General features: G+C 45.4%; 15 protein-coding genes. 5 read left to right on the top strand and 10 right to left on the bottom strand.

What is annotated here, in order from left to right; translation table 11 throughout:
• The first annotated feature begins 35 nt into the window (after window positions 1-35).
• The 3 genes from AAA952_RS17480 (at window position 36) to AAA952_RS17470 (ending at window position 2,828) form a co-directional block, all read left to right on the top strand.
• A complete protein-coding gene (locus AAA952_RS17480) occupies window positions 36-1,526 on the top strand; it encodes a CoA-acylating methylmalonate-semialdehyde dehydrogenase (RefSeq protein WP_338258707.1) in 1,491 nt (496 codons plus the stop codon).
• Between the two features lie 30 nt (window positions 1,527-1,556).
• A complete protein-coding gene (locus AAA952_RS17475) occupies window positions 1,557-1,922 on the top strand; it encodes a cupin domain-containing protein (protein ID WP_220592273.1) in 366 nt (121 codons plus the stop codon).
• Window positions 1,923-2,105: 183 nt separating this feature from the next.
• Window positions 2,106-2,828: a TorF family putative porin gene (locus AAA952_RS17470; RefSeq protein WP_338258706.1), complete on the top strand. Its 723-nt coding sequence runs from the start codon at window positions 2,106-2,108 to the stop codon at window positions 2,826-2,828.
• Window positions 2,829-2,910: 82 nt separating this feature from the next.
• Here AAA952_RS17470 and nagP read toward each other — a convergent pair whose 3' ends face one another.
• From nagP to AAA952_RS17430, 8 genes are all read right to left on the bottom strand, one after another.
• The gene (gene nagP, locus AAA952_RS17465; RefSeq protein WP_338258717.1) at window positions 2,911-4,209 is read right to left on the bottom strand and encodes an N-acetylglucosamine MFS transporter NagP; all 1,299 of its coding nucleotides are present in this window, start codon (window positions 4,207-4,209) and stop codon (window positions 2,911-2,913) included.
• 317 nt (window positions 4,210-4,526) lie between these two features.
• Window positions 4,527-5,681, bottom strand: a complete 1,155-nt coding sequence (gene nagX / locus AAA952_RS17460; protein WP_012196773.1) for a transmembrane glucosamine N-acetyltransferase NagX — start codon at window positions 5,679-5,681, stop codon at window positions 4,527-4,529.
• A gap of 179 nt (window positions 5,682-5,860) precedes the next feature.
• Window positions 5,861-6,997 (bottom strand): N-acetylglucosamine-6-phosphate deacetylase, encoded by a 1,137-nt coding sequence (gene nagA / locus AAA952_RS17455; RefSeq protein ID WP_338258705.1) that lies wholly within the window; start codon window positions 6,995-6,997, stop codon window positions 5,861-5,863.
• Between the two features lie 133 nt (window positions 6,998-7,130).
• A complete protein-coding gene (gene nagB-II / locus AAA952_RS17450; protein WP_220592270.1) occupies window positions 7,131-8,129 on the bottom strand; it encodes a glucosamine-6-phosphate deaminase NagB-II in 999 nt (332 codons plus the stop codon).
• A gap of 17 nt (window positions 8,130-8,146) precedes the next feature.
• Window positions 8,147-9,082, bottom strand: a complete 936-nt coding sequence (nagK, locus tag AAA952_RS17445) for an N-acetylglucosamine kinase (RefSeq protein WP_338258704.1) — start codon at window positions 9,080-9,082, stop codon at window positions 8,147-8,149.
• 222 nt (window positions 9,083-9,304) lie between these two features.
• Window positions 9,305-12,103, bottom strand: coding sequence for a family 20 glycosylhydrolase (locus AAA952_RS17440; protein WP_338258703.1), 2,799 nt, complete (start codon window positions 12,101-12,103; stop codon window positions 9,305-9,307).
• Window positions 12,104-12,131: 28 nt separating this feature from the next.
• Complete coding sequence (locus AAA952_RS17435) at window positions 12,132-13,619, bottom strand: methyl-accepting chemotaxis protein (protein WP_338258702.1); 1,488 nt, start codon at window positions 13,617-13,619, stop codon at window positions 12,132-12,134.
• Window positions 13,619-14,686 (bottom strand): substrate-binding periplasmic protein, encoded by a 1,068-nt coding sequence (locus AAA952_RS17430; RefSeq protein WP_338258701.1) that lies wholly within the window; start codon window positions 14,684-14,686, stop codon window positions 13,619-13,621. Before AAA952_RS17430 ends, AAA952_RS17435 begins: the two co-directional genes overlap by 1 nt.
• Before the next feature lie 496 nt (window positions 14,687-15,182).
• On the opposite strand from AAA952_RS17430, the gene AAA952_RS17425 reads away from it, so the two are divergent.
• Both AAA952_RS17425 and AAA952_RS17420 read left to right on the top strand, forming a co-directional pair.
• Window positions 15,183-16,100 (top strand): sulfite exporter TauE/SafE family protein, encoded by a 918-nt coding sequence (locus AAA952_RS17425; RefSeq protein ID WP_338258700.1) that lies wholly within the window; start codon window positions 15,183-15,185, stop codon window positions 16,098-16,100.
• A gap of 14 nt (window positions 16,101-16,114) precedes the next feature.
• Window positions 16,115-17,641 carry a tryptophan halogenase family protein gene (locus AAA952_RS17420; protein ID WP_338258699.1) on the top strand — a complete coding sequence of 509 codons (1,527 nt, stop codon included), beginning with the start codon at window positions 16,115-16,117 and terminating at the stop codon, window positions 17,639-17,641.
• A gap of 54 nt (window positions 17,642-17,695) precedes the next feature.
• On the opposite strand, the gene AAA952_RS17415 is transcribed toward AAA952_RS17420, so the two are convergent.
• Both AAA952_RS17415 and AAA952_RS17410 read right to left on the bottom strand, forming a co-directional pair.
• A complete protein-coding gene (locus AAA952_RS17415; protein ID WP_338258698.1) occupies window positions 17,696-19,237 on the bottom strand; it encodes a tryptophan halogenase family protein in 1,542 nt (513 codons plus the stop codon).
• A 20-nt stretch (window positions 19,238-19,257) separates the two neighbouring features.
• The gene (locus AAA952_RS17410) at window positions 19,258-19,962 is read right to left on the bottom strand and encodes a SapC family protein (protein ID WP_338258697.1); all 705 of its coding nucleotides are present in this window, start codon (window positions 19,960-19,962) and stop codon (window positions 19,258-19,260) included.
• Window positions 19,963-20,017 lie beyond the last annotated feature (55 nt).

The raw sequence follows: 20,017 nt of genomic DNA, 5'->3' as shown, positions 1-20,017 counted from the left end.
CACCCCGCTGCGGCGGGGAACTTCAAAGGTTAACTATGCTCAAGATCACTCATTTTGTTAATGGTCAGCACACCCCTGCCAGTATAAGAACCCAAGATATTTTTGAACCCGCTACGGGTGAGCTACGTGGCCAAGTCTCACTGGCAAGCGAAACCGAAGTCGGCGAAGCCATCGCGATCGCTAAAACCGCCTTTGAAACCTGGTCGCAAGTCACGCCGCTCAACCGTGCTCGAGTGCTGTTTAAATTCAAAGCCTTAGTTGAGCAGCACCTAGATGAAATGGCGCAACTTATCACCCGTGAGCACGGCAAAGTGATCGACGATGCTAAGGGCGAGTTGATCCGAGGTCTCGAAGTGGTCGAATTTGCCTGTGGTATTCCGCACTTGCTTAAAGGTGAACACACACAGCAAGTGGGTGGCGGCGTCGATTCTTGGTCAGTTAATCAAGCTTTAGGTGTTGTCGCAGGCATTGCGCCCTTTAACTTCCCCGTGATGGTTCCCATGTGGATGTTCCCAATCGCGATTGCCTGCGGTAACACCTTTATTATGAAACCCTCGGAAAAAGACCCAAGCTCGGTGATGCGTATTGCCGAATTGCTTAAAGAAGCGGGTCTTCCCGATGGCGTGTTTAACGTGATTAACGGCGACAAAGAAGCCGTCGATACCTTACTCACCCATAAAGATGTGCAAGCGGTGAGCTTTGTAGGCTCAACGCCGATTGCCGAATACATCTACAGCACAGCCTCTAAACATGGCAAACGCGTGCAAGCCTTAGGCGGCGCGAAAAACCATATGTTAATCATGCCAGATGCAGATTTAGATCAAGCCGTTAGCGCCTTAATGGGTGCCGCTTACGGCAGTGCTGGTGAGCGTTGTATGGCAATTTCAGTCGTACTCGCGGTAGGCGATGTGGGCGACGCGTTAGTGGAAAAACTGCTACCGCAAATCCAAACCTTAAAAGTCGGCAACGGCCTAACGCCGGAGATGGAAATGGGTCCGCTGATCTCAAAACAACACCTTTCCAAGGTCACCCAATATGTTGAAGCCGGTGTGCAAGAAGGTGCAGTGCTGCTGGTCGATGGCCGTAAACTGAGTGTTGAAGAAAATCCACAGGGTTATTTCCTCGGCGCCTGTTTGTTCGACCACGTCACGCCTGAAATGAGCATCTACCGCGAAGAAATCTTTGGCCCAGTGCTGGCGATTGTGCGCGTGAAAGATTACCCAACGGCGCTTGAGCTGATTAACCGACACGAATTTGGTAATGGCACGGCGATCTTCACCCAAAGTGGTGAAGCGGCAAGGCATTTCTGCCACCACGTGCAAGTCGGTATGGTTGGAGTGAACGTGCCGATCCCGGTACCAATGGCGTTCCACAGTTTTGGCGGTTGGAAGCGCTCACTGTTTGGGCCGCTGCATATGCATGGTCCCGATGGCGTGCGTTTTTATACCAAGCGTAAGGCAATTACTGCCCGCTGGCCCGTGGGTAAACAGACTCAAGCCGAGTTTGTGATGCCTACGATGAAATAGCCGAATGTCAGCTCAACAAGGAAATCGCAAATGACTGTGAGCATCAACGCCATTATTCGTTTTGCTACGGCGCAAACAGCCGTCGAGACCTATCAGTTACCGACGGAAAAGTTGTTAGCAGGCAATCCAACTCAAGGGTTAGAGAATCATTATTCTAGCCCTTGTGATCAATTTCACAGTGGAATTTGGCAAAGTGAATCAGGCGCTTGGAAAATAAACTACACTGAATACGAGTACTGCGAAATCCTCGAAGGAATAAGTGTTATCACCGATCTTCAAGGTCAATCGCAGACTTTCACTGTGGGTGACAGGTTTATCATACCCGCGGGTTTTCAAGGCACTTGGGAAGTCGTAGAGCCCTGCCGCAAGGTTTACGTCATTTTCGAACAAAAGTGAGATCAACGAGGCTGATGTTAGCCTCAAAAAAGCTAAGTTATCTTAGCAATAACTCGCCATGAGGTCACAGCAACGGGTTTTCCTAGGCTGTTGTTTGGCAAACCAACGGATGCACTGGCGCGATTGAATAACCATGGTCGCCAGTAACACGTCCGAGTCAACAAAGAAAATGGGAGAAATACCGTGCATAACAATCTGAAAAAAAAACGGCTGGTACAGCTTGTCGGACTCGCGCTAACCACGACCCTATTCTCCGGCATTGCCGCCGCCGAAGTGACTGGGGAAATTAGTCTTACTAACGACTATCGTTTTCGCGGCGTATCACAAACCGCTGGCGATCCTGCCCTGCAAGGTGGTATTGATTGGAGCTTCGACTCAGGTTTCTCTGTCGGCGCTTGGGCAAGTAACGTGGATTTTGATGAGCCAGGTTATAACGGCCCAGCGATCGAATACGATTTCTATGTCGCCTATGGTGGTGAGATCAACGAAGATCTGACCTACGACATCACCCTTAACCGTTATAACTACTCAGGCGAGAGTGATATAGGTTATTTCGAAGTGATTACGGGTATGGAATTTAAGGGCTTTCGCGTAGCCTATTGGTTTACCAATGATTACGGTGGTACTGATTTAGACTATCACTATGGAGAGCTAAACTACTCCTACGAATTTGTTGAAAACTGGAGTCTCGATCTGCACTACGGCTATAACGTTGGTGATGCATTAGATGACGGTGAAGGTTTTGATAGCTACTCAGATTACTCTGTTGGCGTATCGACCGAATTGGCAGGCTTTGGGCTTTCTCTCGCTTGGTTAGGCACAGATCTCAGCGGTGACCAAAAGGTCTCTGACGGTGCATTTAAAAACTCAGATACCGTGCTTGCGAGCGTAAGCTACGCGTTCTAATTTCGCCTTAGCTTGGTCCAACTAAGACACAAAAAAGCCCTCATCATCGAGGGCTTCTTTTTAGCTGTTCAAACAGATTTGACTACCAACTACGCATTTTATGGCCTTTCACCGCGTAGAACAGAATGAACAAGTAGCATGGCAACATCACAATATAACCGCCCTGCATGCCCATATCTGTCGCCGAACTCATTAAGCCCCAAGACACTGGACCAAAGGCGCCACCTGCAATCCCCATGATGAGTAATGCTGAACCTGTACTGGTCAGTTTCCCCATACCAGACAAAGCTAGCGGCCACACTGCAGGCCAAACAATCGCATTAGCTAAACCAAGAAAAGCAATCATCAACAAAGTATCGGGCAGCGCCACACCGCCAAAAGGCACTAACAAAACATTAGCAATAGCGTAGGAATTATTGTCGCCAAACAAAATACCGCACGTCAGTAACAAACCCAGAATAGCCGACACCATCAAAGCCTTAGGCTGTGAAATAAAACGAGGAATTAACAGGATACCTAAAGAATAACCCAATACCATACACACCATAGTATAGGAAGTCATAACACCGTATGACTCTATGCCTAAAGACAAAGCAAATGTGCCAATGGTATCGCCAGCAATAACCTCTACAGCAACATAAACAAACAGCGCTAACACGCCAAAGGCTAAGTTAGGGTGAGATAATGCCGCTTTAAGTTGCCCTTTATCCGTATTTTCAGCAGTTTCATCTTCATTCAACAACTCTGGCAAAGGTGATTTTTTTACCGCGAGCGCTAAGATACCGATAAAAATTGCCATGCCTAAATAGGGAAATACTAAACCGTCAGCCATTTCTTCAATTTGCACTTGAGTTAACTCAGTACCAATACGGTCTTTAAAGCTGTCTAAAATCAACGCCGAAAACACCAAAGGCGCAATCACACCCGCACCTTTATTCAAAATACCCATCACACTGACACGCGCGGCCGCAGATTCTTCAGGCCCCAAACGCACCACATAAGGGTTAACCGCAGTTTGTAATAGGGTTTGGCCTGCGCCCATCACTAATTGGGCGAAAAGGAATAAGGCAAATATTTGTGTTTCCGCAGCTGGGATAAACAGTAAGCCCGCCAACATCATCACGCCCATGCCTATCGCCATACCATTCTTGTAGCCAACTTTGCGAATAAGCCAAGCGGATGGCAAGGCAGTAAAGGTCACTGCAATGTAGAAAGAAAACAGGATCAACGACGCTTGAAAGGGATTGAGTTGCAATATTTGTTTCAAATAAGGCATCAAAGAACCATTCAACCAAGTGGCGAATCCGAGGATGAAAAAGAGAGCGGCCACTATGGCCATGGGGAGAAAGCTGCTTTTCTGCTGGCTTTTATCGAGTGTCATTTCCATAAACCTGCTTCTTATAGTAATTAATTATTTAGGTGATAACGGGGTTTAAATTAATGCCTAAGTTCCCGAATATCCGTATCGCGACTCGTCCGCAATGGCTAATGTTATCATCCAAACGCACCATTGTTTCAGTGATGTTAAAACAAATAACACAAAAAGACAACGCTGTCATTTAATAAATTCTCGCGAATATTCCCTCGTAATCATCAATTGGCCGATAGCTAAGTTGTAACTCACATCCATAAAATAATGTAAAAAAAGCCGCAGACACTGAGTGCGTGCGGCTGATCTCAAGCTATTAAGCCAACTGACTAAATTCTGACAAAAATATTGCGGCGATACATCCAATATAAAACCAGCCACTGCACCGCGAGCAAGCTGATAACCGCAGCTAACGCTTGAGCGCTTTCAGGCAAGGCCAGCACTAAGCCGCCAAACACGCTTTGAGCGATATATTTCCAATCCACTAAGCTCGACGCTAAGTAAATAATAATGGCGTTGGTGCCTATCACCACGAAGAAAAATGCGGCTTTTTGCCACTTAAGCACATCGACTAAGGCATAGAATACCGCCAGCAGTATCATGCTCCAACCCGACGTCACTAGGACAAATGAACTGGTCCACAGCTCTTTATTGACCGGAATGACAAGATCCAACAGCCAACCAAAGGCTAAACAAACGCAACCCGCAGCGGCGAGCAATCCCACTTTGGCCCACTCACCTTTAGGATGGGATTTAACAATAAAGTGGCCGACAAACACACCCGCTAACGCATTGACGATGGCGGGAATAGTCGACAGTAAACCCTCTGGATCGGGCGTGCGTCCCTGATAGCTCACGCCGGGTAATAAAATCGAATCGACATAGGCATTGATGGATTCCGTTGGCGAGAGCACGCTTGCCTGTCCACCGGGAAAAGGCAACCAAAGTTGCATTGCGCCATAACCAAGCAAAATGCCCAAGGCGACGATAATTTGGGTTCGTAGACTCGTGTGCCACACCAATAATGCGGCAAAAAACCATGCAAAGGCGATTCGACCTAACACACTAGCATAACGAATTTTTTCAGGATCGGCAGGCGCGCCAGTTCCCCAACCGTGATTGTATAAAATGCCTAGTAACAGCAATAAAAAGAGTCGTTTAATCCCATGACGATACACAGGTAATCGCTCCTTCATAGGTAATTTATCTAAACGTTTAGGGGATAAACCTAAGGCCACACCAGAGAGGAAAATAAACAGCGGAAAAATCAAATCGTAGAAGTGAAAACCATGCCATTGGCTATGGTGCATTTGTTCATCGCCCCATTGCCAACCTGCCCAGCCCGTTAGAATAAGCAAGCCACCAAACAAAGCCTCACCGCCCAAAATCCAAAACATATCGAAGCCGCGCAGTGCATCCAGCGACATCAACCTAGGTTTATTCACCTTTACTGGCGCAATTGCGTTTGTCTGTGTCGTCCCCATGCCATCATCCTTTATTATTGTTATTAAAAGCTTTTATAAAAGTTGAGCAAAACTAATACTGTACAAAACTAATACTGTTTAAAATTAGTGCTGTACAATAAAAAAACTTAGCCCCTGTCATCAAAATACGACAAGGGCCAGATGTTAAAAATCACCTAAACTGCAAATGTAAATGCAAATTAAGGGTGTGCATAAACGGCTTGTCCCGCAATGTAGTTTGCCTGCACTTTGTTCTGCACATCGAGCAAGACAAAGTCAGCCCTGTATCCCAGTGCTAAACGGCCAGCCTTATGCTCAATCCCGAGGAACTGTGCGGGATATAACGCCGCCATTCTCAAGGCTTCCGCCAAAGGTAAACCTAACAAGTTGACGGTATTATTGACCGCAGTCGCCATATCGAGCACACAGCCCGCCAGCTCACCGGTCACGGCATTTAATCTGTCGCCGACTCTCAGCACTTGCGTACCGAAGAGCTCGAAGCTAGTCTCACCGTCCATACCGACAGGCGGCATAGCATCTGTGACTAACATCATTTTTCCCCTCGGCTTTGCCCTTAGTGCGACCTTTGCCGCCGCGGGATGCACATGGTGACCATCGACAATCAACCCACACCAAGCGGTTTCACTCTCAATCGCCGCGCCCACCATGCCCGGCTCGCGGGAACCCAGTGGTGACATAGCATTATAAAGATGGGTAAAACCCGTCGCGCCTGCCGCTAATGCCGCAATAACTGTATCGTAGTCAGCATTAGAATGACCCAAACACACCTTCACGCCCGAGGCAACGAGCGTACGGATCACCTCTGGCGACACATTTTCAGGTGCAAGCGTGACCACTTTAAGCCCCAGATCTTGACGACAAAATACCGCGAGTTCAGCCTCTGTGATTTCGCGAATAAAACCCTGTGGATGCACACCTTTTTTAGGCACAGATAAATGTGGCCCTTCAAAATGCACCCCTAAAACGCCAGCACAACCTTTGACTAAAGCCTCGGCCACGGCATCGGCCGCATTGGCCATCACGCTGACATCATCGGTGATAAGCGTAGGTAAAAAACCTGTCGTGCCAAAACGCGCATGGGCACGGCCGATAGTCTCAATGCAATTAACACTCGGATCGGCATTGAATAACGCCCCGCCGCCACCGTTCACTTGCACATCGATAAAACCAGGCACCAGCATGCCAGCTTGGCGGATTTCCTTCGCGCCAACAACCGTATCAAACGCCAGAATGTGCCCGTTTTCGACAGTCACAGGCACATCTTGATGGAAATACTCACCATCAAAAATACGCTCGGCGATCAAGGTGATTTTCATCGCAACCCTCTTTCAATAAATAACACGAGTGACTTAAGTCTTTAATTAAGTTAACTGCGCTGACTTAGCTGCAGATGTTTAATCGTGCAGCCTACCTAGACCTCTTACACTTTGCCGCTTAAAGCTAAGCAACTTAGAGCGTTTGGGTCACTTTTTTAAGGCCAGCAGGTTGATCGGGATCGATACCGCGGGCAATCGCAACCGCAGCCACATCGATATAGAAACGTTGTAATAACGCTAACGGCGCCACACGTGGGTGAATGTCAGTCGAGGTTTGATTCAGATGCACTAAATCGGCGCCGCGTTGGCTCACGTTTTCAATTTGTTCAATATGGCTAGCGTAAGATTCATCGCCAATACACACATCGACGATAGTGAGTTTTTTCTCAACTAAGGTCACAGGACCGTGGAGGAACTCGGCGCTACTGAATGCTTCAGCATGGATTGAACACACTTCTTTTAACTTAAGTGCGATTTCCTTAGATACCGCATAGCCTAAACCACGGCCGAGTACGACTAAGTTCTTCACGTCGGCAACGGATTCTGGCGTGAGCTGCGGCTCAGCGTCCACCGCCGTTTGCAGCGCTTGGGGTAAAGACGCTACGGCACTAGCAAGCGACTCGCTTTGAGTCCAGGCGGCGGCAAGTTGTAAAATCGCTGACAAAGTTGCGAGATAACTCTTAGTCGCGGCAACCGCTTTTTCTTCACCGGCACGTAAAGGTACAACAACATCGACGATATCTTTAATCGGTGCGGTTTCATCATTGACTAAGGCAACACAGAAAGCACCGGCATTTTTTGCCATACGCGCCTGCGCCAAAATGTCAGGGCTCCGGCCAGATTGTGAAATCACAATGACTAACGCGCCTTCGAGTTTCAAGGTTTTACCATACACACTCGCCACTGAAGGTGCGGCGGCGAAGGTAGGTACACCCGCTTCAATTTCAAATAAGTATTTAGCGAACACTCCCGCATGATCCGATGAGCCGCGACCTACTATCATCACAAAACGAGGGGCGAAGGCGCGCAGTTTCTCACCTAACTGCTGCATGATGTCAGCGTTAGCTTCTAATTGACCCGCAATTTTTTGCGGTGCAGTGCGTGCTTCTTGTTCCATAATAGTGTTTGTCATGTCTTTTACCTTCACGTTCAAATACAGGATTTGGCTTCAGTGCCTATGTGCACTGACAACGACTTATTAAATTCTTGCTGGGCGAAATACATAGCACCGAGTTCGGGTGGTGCTAAGGTTTCTGAAATCTTAGCGACCACATCGGCACCGAGCCAAGCTTGTAAAGGCTCAGCAAGACCACCGATCATAGAAAAACGCACCGGATTTAAGCTAAATAACTTACGTGCCATTTCGCTAATATAATCAGCACCTTCTTGTACGATAGCAGCCGCTACCGCGTCACCTTCATTGGCGCAATCGAGTACGCGTCTGGCTAATGCGGCGTAGCAACTTGATGATTTACCGGCTAGATTTTCGACAATGCCGAGCGCATCGGTGACGTTAAAGTAGCTCAGCAGCATATCGGTTAATCGGGTTGGTACGGCAAAGCCATCGAGTGCTAACAACACGTGTTCGGCGGCTTTTAATCCCAGCCAAGCACCGCTGCCCTTATCACCTAATGCAAAACCATAACCGCCAATACTCAAGCTGGTATCACCAACATGGGCATAACCGCAAGAGCCAGTACCCGTGATGATCACCGCGCCATCGGCACCGCGGTGGGCACCAATACAAGCCGTATGCAGATCTGTGGTGACATACATGGCCGCAAAAGGATGCTGCCAGTTGATAACATCTTGATATAACCTAGGGACATTTACGCCAGCAAGACCAAGACCCGCCACCAGCAAGTGACTATCGCTCTCGTTCATGCCCGCATCCAGCAACGCTAGGCGAGTCGATGCTTCAATGGATTCAAATGTTTGTGTGAGACCATGCAGTGGATTTGCACGTCCTGCAACACCTGTCCCTAAAACGGTACCGTCTGCGCAGTAGATGGTGGCTCGGCATTTACTACCGCCTCCATCTACACCTATAAACAGTGGTTGATCTTTTGTCTGGACTAACCCCATGACACCCCTCTTCACCTATCAATGCAGCGCTACCGTTGCTTATTATTTGCCGTTAATACAGCGCTCAACTTTAGTTAACTCAATGTTACAGCAAAAATGACAGCGTTGTCATTTACTTTTTAAGGCAATTCTTCATCTAAAATAAAATTTCGAAAATCACCGACATAGAAAAACAAAAAGGCTGTATTTTATCTTTAAAATACAGCCAGATATAAAAACGATTTAGTTAACGATTAAACTTCGGCCTTTACGAATACCATCGGCCGCAATGGCGCGGATCTCAATCGGTGCAGTGACCGCCAATCCCGCTTGATAAACTTGCCATTGGCCATTTAGACTTCGGTATTCAAGTTTGAGCCCGGGATAGGCAATATTAGCAAACAGTTTACCGTCACGGATCTCGGCGCCGACCGTCGGTACGCGATAATCAATCCCCGCTTTATCTAGCTTGATAAACTCTTTGTGGCCCAAGGTATTCGCAAGTTGTTGCCACTCCTTTGCCTGTGCATCACGCATGGCTAAAGTAAAAGCACCCGAGCTTTGATTATATACAGCACCTTGATATTGATAAGGTACTTCCCATGCCGCTTGATGCCAAGCACGCTCGGCCAACATCAACAAACGCGGGAACACCATATATTCAATTGTATCGTCACTGCGAATCGACTCACTCCAAATTTGCCCTTGCAAGCCAGTAAAAGGTTTGCCTTTCTCCCTCGGGCTCGAGACTTTGTTACCCGCTTCATCAAGTTTTATTCTGTCGTCCGCTTCGAACGGCTGATTTTCAATATCAGTCCATTGCTCGGCATTGGCGGCTAAGTTATCAGGCATAAAGCTAAAGACTTTATGGCTGTTGGTCGCACGACTCGCCCAGTAATAACCATGCTCCTTAGGGTCGGCCTCATAGGGGAAATCAAAGTACAGCACCTCAGGATTAGAGAGCACGGTTTCCCAACCAAGATTCGCCTGCTGATTGGCGCGCTCATGACCTTTATGGGCAATCACGTCCCAAATATTAGACTGCACTTTAGCGGGCATATTCTCAGGGCGAACATGGCTCATGCCATCGCTCCACCCCGCAGCTTCAATGCCTTTGGCCGCTAACATAGTCGAAATTCGTTCAATAAAATAAGCACCTAAGTCATCTATCGACTTAACGCCTTTATCGTTATTGGCAACAAATCCTAAACACTGCGGAGATTGTTTCCACGCGCCTGCGGTTTCATCGGCACCAATGTGATAACGGGTTAATGGCTGGCCAGCGGCTTGATGTAACTTGGCAATTTCATCAATCACTTTATCGACAAAATGATAAGTCGACTCCATACACACGTTAAGCGTATTGTCGTCGTAATATTGCACTGAAGAATAAACCGTTTTGTCGTTTGCATCGGATAACAAATATTGCTCAGCTGCAGTGGTTTTCCCTTCAGCTTGCAATTGACGAGCGCCCGCATCTAACGCTTTTACCGCTGTGTTAGCTTGATTTGCCGTTTCCTGCACAGGGACAACCTGCACTTTGCCCGTGTTTTTAAGCTCTACGTCTTCAGCCTGTAATCGACGAAAACGCGCATCCATCGCTTTAATCGCGGCGCGGCTGTGACCCGGCATATCCATCGATGGGATCACTTGAATTTGACGCGCCTCGGCATATTTCACTATGTCGATATAGTCTTGTTTAGTATAGAAACCATTAACGCTCGACTCCGCAAAAGGACCACTGCCCAGTTGCGGTAACAGACAGGTATTTTCAGCAAGATCATGACAACGTTTACTACCGATGTCGGTCAGCTCAGGTAGCCCGTCGATTTCGAGTCGCCAACCTTCATCATCAGCCATGTGTAAATGCAGTTTATTGAGCTTATAAGCCGCCATTTGGTCGAGCAAATCCAGCAACAATTGTTTGCTGTGGAAATTACGAGCCACATCAATGTGCATGCCACGGAACGGATAGCGTGGGCTGTCTTCGATGGTCATGGCATTCATTTTCAGCGAATTCACATCCACAAGGCTTGCTAATGATGACAAACCGTAAGAGAAGCCCGCCGCATCATTGGCAGCGATCACAATTTCAGTTGGCTGAATATCTAAGCGATAACTGCCCTCATCCCCTTTTTGGCTGGCAAATTTCACCGTAATGCCACTCGCAGATTCAGCCACACCCAGGCGAGCTAAACGTACCACCGCCGCCGCAACTTGACTCTTTTGCTCTGGGTTATCTTGCTGATATTCGAGCTTAATACCACCAGCAAGGGATACTGGTGTATCGGTTGAATAGATCTTCACCTTTTGTGGCGTTGGGATGATGGTATCCACAGCAAAGGCAGCATCTTCACTCACGCTTTGATTAGCTTTAAATAATTGCGCGGCATCGGCTGGCGCGAGTTTATCCGTTTCAGTGCGTTGATATTGGGTTTTAAAATTCGTAAACCCTTCAACATACGGACGCGTCTCTAAACCCGTTTCGGCATCTTTACCCACTTGAGTGCTGGCGATAATGACGGGTTCTAATCCTTTTGCTGCGAGGTAATAGTTTGGCATAGCGTCAGTTTCAGCCAATTGCCACGGCTCACCACGGAATGTCAGTTGCTTTTTCTCGCCTTTAACAAATCCCTTAAAAGCGGCCGTTGGCGTAATACGATGTAAATCGCCTTTAACGTGCGTTATCGTCAATTCACCGCTTTCAACCGATTGCACTGGGCGCATTTGGCTTAAATAAATTTCCCAATCTTGGCTGGCTAAATCCATACCGGGCACGAAATCAATTTGAGCGACAAAACAGCGGCCATCGGCTTTATCTTTTAGGCACTTATCGTCTGGCACATTCGTCACAACACGGTAAGTTACGACTAACGAATCCCCGAGTTGTTGTAACTGCGCTTGAGTTAATGCGTCCTGAGCTTGCTGTGTTTGAACCACAGCCTTATCGGCTGACGCTGCGGAAGGCGTCACAGGCGCCTCGGAACAGGCCGTTAATCCTAAAGCCAGTAAAATGGCGCTTGCTGAGAGTGTTTTTTTCATGATTATCCTTATCTAGCTCCAGAAATGGCTACAATCTGAAGGAAGTTACTAACGTCCGCAGTCTTTCCCCTTGGTGAAACAGTCGCTCGCTCGAGTGCGCTAAGTGCTCGCTATCGAGTGAGGCTGAACCTGAGACATTGGCAAGATCATTTAACGTGCGAGAAATCGCTTCGGTGACGCAGGTTTGCTCCTGTGCCGCATGGGAAACTTCGATGTTCATATTACTGATATTTGAGACTAAATCAGTCACTTTAGTGAGTACTAACTTAATTTCTTCCGAGCGGTTAACGCCCTGAGTTGAGAGGGCTTGGCTCGCTTTCATCACAGTGACTGTTTCGGCCACTCGGCTCTGGACCTGCTGGATCATCTTCTGGATCTCACCAGTTGCCTGTTGGGTTCGGCTCGCCAGCGTACGCACTTCGTCGGCAACCACAGCAAAACCGCGCCCTTGTTCACCCGCCCTTGCCGCTTCAATGGCAGCATTAAGCGCCAGTAAGTTGGTTTGCTCGGCAATACTGTTGATGACTACAACGACTTCATCAATCTTTTGCGTTTCTTGCTGTAACTGTGAAATAGACAGTGCCGAGCGGGCTAATTCAGATGCCAACTTACGGGTAATATCTAATCCAGAATCGAACTGCCGCTGACTGTCATCGACCGCTTTATCGGCCTGACTCGCTGCATCCGCGGTGCGCTTGGCATTAATGGCAACTTCGTTAGCACTGGCACTTAGCTGAGTTACAGCCGTCACTGCCGCCTCGGTTTCTTTTAGTTGGGTTTGCACGCGATCATTGTTGGTTTGCGACAGTGACCCCAGCGCTTTGGCATCGCCCAGTAATTGCCCTGAGGTTTCGTGCACTCTGGAAATCGTGGCGTGAATTTGCTCTACAAAACCATTAAATGCCTTAGCGAGCTGGCCAATCTCATCCTGACTCTCAACGGGTAATCTGTGGCATAAATCGCCGTCACCGCTGGCAATTTCTTCCATGGCGCGAACCACATTCCCAAGTGGATTAATTACTAAACGTTTAAGAATAATGAAGATAACAATTAAACTGCCACCGAGAATTAACAACGCCTGCAAGAAATAACCTAAGAGTAAATCTGACAACTGAGCGCGAATAGGCAAGATTGAAAACTGAATGACCAATTGGCCCGTTGGGTTACCTTGCTCAGCAAATTGAATTTCACGCTTCACTAGATACTCATCGGCCACTGTTTGAGCCTGTTGACTCTCGGCTAACACTTTACCGCGATGGTCACTCACGACAATATGATAAATTTGCGCAGATTTAAGCATCACAGATAGCACTGCACGGATCTGCTCATAGTCGTAGGTGAAGATGGGCTGCGCCATAGTGACTTGTAAATTGGCGACGGTATTTTCTTCAAACTCAGTTTCACTGGCAGCCAATTTATCGCTCGCCAACCAGTATGATGCACCGAACAGAACGCTAACAATCATAAAAATTGCTGCCGCTAATCCAATCTGTACTTTTAAGGCTAATGTTTTCATTATTTTGCACCTTGCATACTAAAGAGATCTAACCATAATTCTGTGCGTTCTATTGGTGTTAATGGACTTAAATCAGGTGTATCAAGACGGATAATCACCCGTTGTTCAAACTTAGCCTCACGGTACAGTTGCTCAATTTTAAGCTCGCGATTAAACATCTCATCAAAAGAGCCGTCGCTTACCATACTTTCAAGCCCGGCTAAAATGGCCGCAGCAAGTTCGGGGCGCTTAGGGGAAACAAAGAAATAAGCTGGCGAGCGATATTGCAGCAGGATATGACTATCGACCTTAAGTGCGGGATCGGGGTGATTTGCGAGTTCTTCGCCAATTTCCTGAGCGCCGAGGGCAAGATAATCGAAACGCCCGCCTTCTAACATGGAGTATAAATTGGTGTACTGATAGCTAGTGACGACGGGTAATCCATTGGCTTCTAAAATCTTAGCATCGGGCCAATAACGATTTTGCCCCGCCTTTAACTGCCTAAAGTCCGCCATGGTTTTCACATTAGCAAATCGTGCCTCATCCGATTTACGGATAATCAGCAGCCGATTACCGAGTAACCCTTTAAACAATGGAATGCGTACGGGAAGCACTGTTTCTTCCAATTCTTTTGAGGTCATGCTCCAAAACACGTCGACTGTCCCAGCGAGAGCTTCTTCAACCTTGCGCTTTTGATTCATTTGAGTCGACATTTGCTGCACTTGATAGCCGCTATCCGAGCGGCGCAGTGCTTCCTTAAGCAAATTTAGCTGCCAAGTCTGCTGTATGGTGGTGACGATTGTTTTTGAAATCGGCGCCTGAATGTGAGAAACGTCAGACTTAATGGCGTCAGAGGAACCGGAATTAGAGTTTGAGTTTGAGTTAGCGGCAAAATGACTTGAGGCAATATCGGCGGCAAACACAGCGAAGGATGAGGCTGAAAGCCCCGTCAGAGCCATGATAAACAGTGACCAGCAAGCTGCTCGTTTAGTGATGATAAATGTGGTCGTTAGTGTAAAAACATAACGAATGACACTCGTCATACCCATCGCAATGACGCGCATCGCAACCGTTAAATGAATCGCCATAAATTGCAGCCTCTTTTTATTATCTGGTTTTTACCAGTGAGTTTTATTTATCTATGCCGCTAACGTTCAAATGCTGAGGTAGGCATTTAAGTCATATTGTAAAAACACCCTAAAAAAATGGCTGGGCACTGCTTACAGTACCCAGCCCACGCTAGTTTCTGGGGAGAGACTATCAAAATATCAAAGACAAACGTATCGCCGCCCGACAGCAATACTCCTGCCAAATACATGATAAGGAGACCTCATCCTCTCATGCAGACCTTACAAACAACGTATCACACAAGCAGATGACAGCGCTGTCATTATTAAAGTACACAAGAAAGAACAGGATTTCTACATTTTTTTGACAATTATTGTTATTTTTTATGAATAGACACGATTAATCATTATTATTCAATGATTTAAAATGTTTAATTTATTTACTCGAGCTTATGTGACAACGTTGTCTTTCATTGGTAACATGGCGATAACATGACAAAGATCACGGTAGTTATTGATGAATCCCATTAACACACTTGTGCGCAATAATACCCAGCCTGCTCCGCGCTTAAATCGGTATTACCTAAACCTCAGTTTGGTATTACTACTCTGTGGAGCTTGGTTATTTTGGGCGAACCATTTTCATTCGCTATTTGATCTTATCCAAGAATTTGGACGCTTCGTTTTTCTAGGCATCACAGGAGCGATATTTGCAAACTCGACGGGAGCTGGCGGTGGCGTCATCTTTATTCCGGTATTTTCGAGCCTCAACTTTAGTGAGTCTCAAAGTGTCTCGACTTCATTTATGATCCAATGCTTTGGCATGACAGCAGGCGCAATTTCATGGTCACTGCATTATAAAAAGCACCATCGAGAAGATGATGCATGGTCTGGTTTTGTAAAAGCATCATTACTTGCAGCCTTCTTTTCTGTCTTAGGTTTCTGGAGTAGCCAATTACTACAACTCAATTCGCCCTCTTCGCTACACACCAGCTTTAGCATTTTCTCGATAGTGCTTGGTATCGCCATCATTATCAGTAGCAAAAAAAGCACACAAATCACTCACTCTATAATGCCGGTCGATTTTCTTTGGCTCGCTCTCATTGGCTATTTCGGCGGTATTATCACAGCTTGGTTATCGGTAGGTGTCGGCGAATTAGTCGTCATTTATCTCATGATAAGGGGATTATGCGCCAAAATGGCGGTCGCCACTGGCGTTGTTGTTTCTGCGATTACAGTCTGGTCGGCAAGCCCTATTCATATCTTTTCAACAAATAGCCAAGCCCTCTTTGAGTTAGTGTTATTCGCAGGCCCGGGCGCCGTTATCGGGGGATTACTTGCTCGCAAATTAGCGCTCTTTCTCCCAGTAAAAGTATTAAAACACTTTTTCTCCATTTGGATCATTTTGACGGGTAGCGTCATGTTGGCGAGTTAATAGGAAACATTAAGATGAATAATTCTCCGCTAAAAAGTATCACGATTGTCGGTGGCGGTAGCACAGGCTGGATGACGGCTCTCTACTTGAGTAAGTTATATAACCACTCATCTAATATCATAGATATTAGACTTATCGAAAGTAAAGAAATTGGTATTATTGGCGTTGGCGAAGCTACAGTTCATAGTCTACGATTCTTCTTTGCAGCTATGGGATTAGATGAAAATGAACTACTTAAAGAAACTAACGCAACATTAAAGACTGGCATCTTATTTCGTAACTGGATGAAACCAGTCGATGGCAAAATTCATGAGTATTTCCATCCATTTGAGCAACAAAAACCATCTGGAAAAGTTGATAATGCAAGTGCTTGGATTTTAAATAATCAGATTAATGAATCAAACAGCACTTCCTTTGCTGAAGCAACAAGCCTTTCATTTAGTTTAATGAGAAATAACTTAAGTCCTAAAACACAATACTTGAATCAATATCAAGGTATTGTCCCCTATGGTTACCACTTAGACGCGACGCTCATGGCGGCCTTTTTAAAGCGCAAAGCCACCCAAGCAGGGGTAGATCATGTTGAAGCAAATGTAACGGACGTTCTGGTTAATGATGGCAACATCATAGAGGTTGTAACTGATCAAGGCTCATTCAAGAGTGACATATTTATAGACTGTACAGGCTTTAAAGGGCTTTTAATTCAAAGCCTAAAGAATGATAACTGGCAATCATTCGAAACCGAATTACCTTGCAATAAAGCCGTTGCAATGCAGCGGGAATATCTGCCTCACCAGCTACCAAGAGCCTATACGACAGCAACAGCGCTTAGTCATGGTTGGGCTTGGGAAATTGACCTAACGAATCGTCAAGGAACGGGTTATGTCTACGATGGACATAGTCTAACGAGGGAGCAAGCTGAGGCTGAATTAAAAGCTTATCTTGGCGATGAACAAGAGATCATAAGAACTGTTCACTTAGATATGAAGATAGGTTGTAGACGTGAATTTTGGGTTGGAAATTGTATTGCAATGGGGCTCGCAGGTGGATTTATTGAACCCTTAGAATCGACAGGCTTGCATCTTATAAACTTAGGAGCAAGATTGCTAGCGACGCATTTAACTTCATCTAATCCCTCCCAAGCGATAAGGACGTCATATAATATCGCAATGAACGGATTGTATACCGATCTTAGACAATTTATCGTACTTCATTACTGTTTAACTGATAGAGATGATAATGAATTCTGGCAAAAAGCAGCACAAAGCTCAGTATTCATCCCTGCTCTAGAACAAAAAATGACACTATGGAAAGACAAGGTTTGTGAGTATGTCGATCTTGCCAATGGATATAGTTCAGTTTTTACAGATGAGAATTATCGCTACGTACTTTATGGTATGCAGCATATTCCTGAAATCCATATACCTTGTCCCAAAACTGAAATATCAAGAATACTCGACAACTTAAAAACACAACAGTTTAGAGCAAAAGAGCAATCTTTATCACATCAAGAATTCTTAGCGAAAATTAAAAATATTTAAAATCATAAAGAGCAAGATTAAAAATCTTGCTCTACTTACCGTTTAATTCAACCATTAATTAAGTTGGATGCCATACAACTTGATGCGTTCAATTAACTCCCTATGGGGTAATAATTGCGATTTGAGTAATGTAACCTGCTTGTCTAGTTTGTCGGTCATTTCCGAGAAAAGCCGTTCCTCTTCATCATTTAATGTCATCTTTAATGTTGACTCAAAGTCTGAGCCATAGAGTACATATAAATAGTTTTCTAAATTGAAAAATTCTAGCGTAGAAGTAAAGTCATAGGCAGTCGGTATGTGATAGCGCCACAATTCTAAATGTTCTTTTAATGAGTCTGGAATACTTATTTCATTTTTATTATCAACCCAAAAAGGCGTATCCATTCGTTTGGCTGTGACATAGTGAAGTTTAATAAAATCAATCACCCGATTCCAAGCATTCGATACCCGCTGATTATAACGATTAGCCACAAGTGGCATAACGTCAGTATTAGCAGGAAAACATTCGGCTAACATTCTGGCTGTCGCATCAAACATAAGAAGACCAGTCGCTTCTAAAGGTTCAACAAAACCACTCGACAAACCAATCGCAACACAGTTACCTTGCCACGATTTCTCTCTATACCCCACCTTCATCGGTATGTGTCGAAACGAGATTTCTTCAGCTGCTTTACCTAGATATTCCCGTAATACACTCTCAGCTTGCTCTATTGATGAATATTGACTGGAATACACATAACCAACACCACGACGTTCAGACAAACCGATATCCCATATCCAGCCAGCCTCTTGTGCTGTTGATTTAGTGAAACAAGGGATAGGCGTATATTTATCTTCATAAGGAAGCTGCACAACTAATGCTGAGTCGACAAACAAGATGTCACTCTTATCAACGAAGGGAACTTTACATGCATCTCCAATGAGTTGAGCACTAAATCCTGTACAATCAACATACAAGTCCGCATTCAATACACCAGCATTATCAGTATGTAACTCTAAGATATGTCCCTGAGCGTCCATTTTTGTATCAATGACTTCTGCAAGAAGATGTTTAACGCCTAACTGTTCAACACCAAATTTGGTTAACATCTTGGTAAACTTTGCAGCATCGAGATGATACGCGTAATGCATAGCACCTCGATATTGAGGCTGTGTCATCACTTTAGGTCCAAGTCCCGCATCAATCAAATGACCTTGAACTGACACAAGATCAGCGTAGCGGCCTCTATCTGAAAGAGATTTATTAAGCCAAGTTGAAGTAACGTCTTTAAAGTAGGGATAATCAAATAAATGGTGATAGTACTCCCCTGAATTGGGTTTATTCCAATCAATGAATTTAACACTCTGCTTAAATGTTACGTCACAGCAACGAATAAACTCATCTTCTTGAATACCAAAATACTTTAATGTTTCGCGTAACATAGGTACAGTCCCTTCACCAACACCGATAGTGGGAATATTCGGGGACTCAACTAACATAACTTGTACTTTAGGTGTTCTAACATTCAACTTTTTAGCTAAATGGCAGGCAGAAATCCAACCTGCAGTTCCGCCACCAACAATGACGACACTCTTTATTTCTTTTCTTGAAGTCATGATCTATGCCTGCTGATTACTTAAACGCTCAATTCGATTTCTTCTTTCGCTAGGCGATTAATTTGATGCAATGAGTTCAAATGGCTGTAAATCGGCGCTAAAAGGCCCCGTTGCTTGATATCTAAGAACTCATCTGAGTTGAGTTGATTTAACTTAGCTTCGTCGATGAAATAGATACCATTTATGCCGCGTTTTTCGCCTTTAATGTCAACGGTAAGACTTTGGGGAGAAAATAATTCTTTTTGAGCAAAAAATGCAATAATTGCCTTACTCATTTGCTCTTGTTCGAAGTTTTTTATAATACTGTCTTTACGCAATCTTAAAAACGCAGTTTCCTCTCCTCCTTCAAACAATGCATTTCCCTTATCAGTGCTCACATGAGCGCTTTCTTCTCGTATCCCCACCCATACTTTATCCTGCTGTTCAGCACTCAACATTAAACCAAACGGATAGTTTTTAAGTATATTTGGAATATACAGCCCTAACCATTTGCCATCTTTTTGCTTCAAATTCTGTCCAGGTTTTAATCCAAGCATAATTACGGACTGATATTCTCCTGTTTCACTATGTTTAACAAAAACAACAGGAGCATCTACAGCAGCAAAGGCAAACTCATAAATTGAAATGGGTAGTAAGTGTTGCGCAGCAACATGTTCATAAGTGGTAGGAGTCACTTTCAGGTGCGCATGTTTTGCTGAGTCAAGTGGGGTGATTGAATTAGTCATATGAGCTCCTTGAGGGCTTCTTCTGATTGAATATTATTGAGATATAAAAAAAGGG

Source organism: Shewanella sp. M-Br (assembly GCF_036245925.1).
Classification (GTDB): domain Bacteria; phylum Pseudomonadota; class Gammaproteobacteria; order Enterobacterales; family Shewanellaceae; genus Shewanella; species Shewanella oncorhynchi.
The sequence above is the reverse complement of the archived record's forward strand: the minus strand, read 5'-3'. Positions and strand labels throughout refer to the sequence as shown.

Bases quoted from the DNA above. Each gene is read 5' to 3' on its own strand.
- AAA952_RS17480 (WP_338258707.1), top strand. From the start codon at position 36: ATGCTCAAGATCACTCATTTTGTTAATGGTCAGCACACCCCTGCCAGT.
- AAA952_RS17475 (WP_220592273.1), top strand. From the start codon at position 1,557: ATGACTGTGAGCATCAACGCCATTATTCGTTTTGCTACGGCGCAAACA.
- nagP (WP_338258717.1), bottom strand. From the start codon at position 4,209: ATGACACTCGATAAAAGCCAGCAGAAAAGCAGCTTTCTCCCCATGGCC.
- nagX (WP_012196773.1), bottom strand. From the start codon at position 5,681: ATGGGGACGACACAGACAAACGCAATTGCGCCAGTAAAGGTGAATAAA.
- nagA (WP_338258705.1), bottom strand. From the start codon at position 6,997: ATGAAAATCACCTTGATCGCCGAGCGTATTTTTGATGGTGAGTATTTC.
- nagB-II (WP_220592270.1), bottom strand. From the start codon at position 8,129: ATGACAAACACTATTATGGAACAAGAAGCACGCACTGCACCGCAAAAA.
- nagK (WP_338258704.1), bottom strand. From the start codon at position 9,082: ATGGGGTTAGTCCAGACAAAAGATCAACCACTGTTTATAGGTGTAGAT.
- AAA952_RS17440 (WP_338258703.1), bottom strand. From the start codon at position 12,103: ATGAAAAAAACACTCTCAGCAAGCGCCATTTTACTGGCTTTAGGATTA.
- AAA952_RS17435 (WP_338258702.1), bottom strand. From the start codon at position 13,619: ATGAAAACATTAGCCTTAAAAGTACAGATTGGATTAGCGGCAGCAATT.
- AAA952_RS17430 (WP_338258701.1), bottom strand. From the start codon at position 14,686: ATGGCGATTCATTTAACGGTTGCGATGCGCGTCATTGCGATGGGTATG.
- AAA952_RS17425 (WP_338258700.1), top strand. From the start codon at position 15,183: ATGAATCCCATTAACACACTTGTGCGCAATAATACCCAGCCTGCTCCG.
- AAA952_RS17420 (WP_338258699.1), top strand. From the start codon at position 16,115: ATGAATAATTCTCCGCTAAAAAGTATCACGATTGTCGGTGGCGGTAGC.
- AAA952_RS17415 (WP_338258698.1), bottom strand. From the start codon at position 19,237: ATGACTTCAAGAAAAGAAATAAAGAGTGTCGTCATTGTTGGTGGCGGA.
- AAA952_RS17410 (WP_338258697.1), bottom strand. From the start codon at position 19,962: ATGACTAATTCAATCACCCCACTTGACTCAGCAAAACATGCGCACCTG.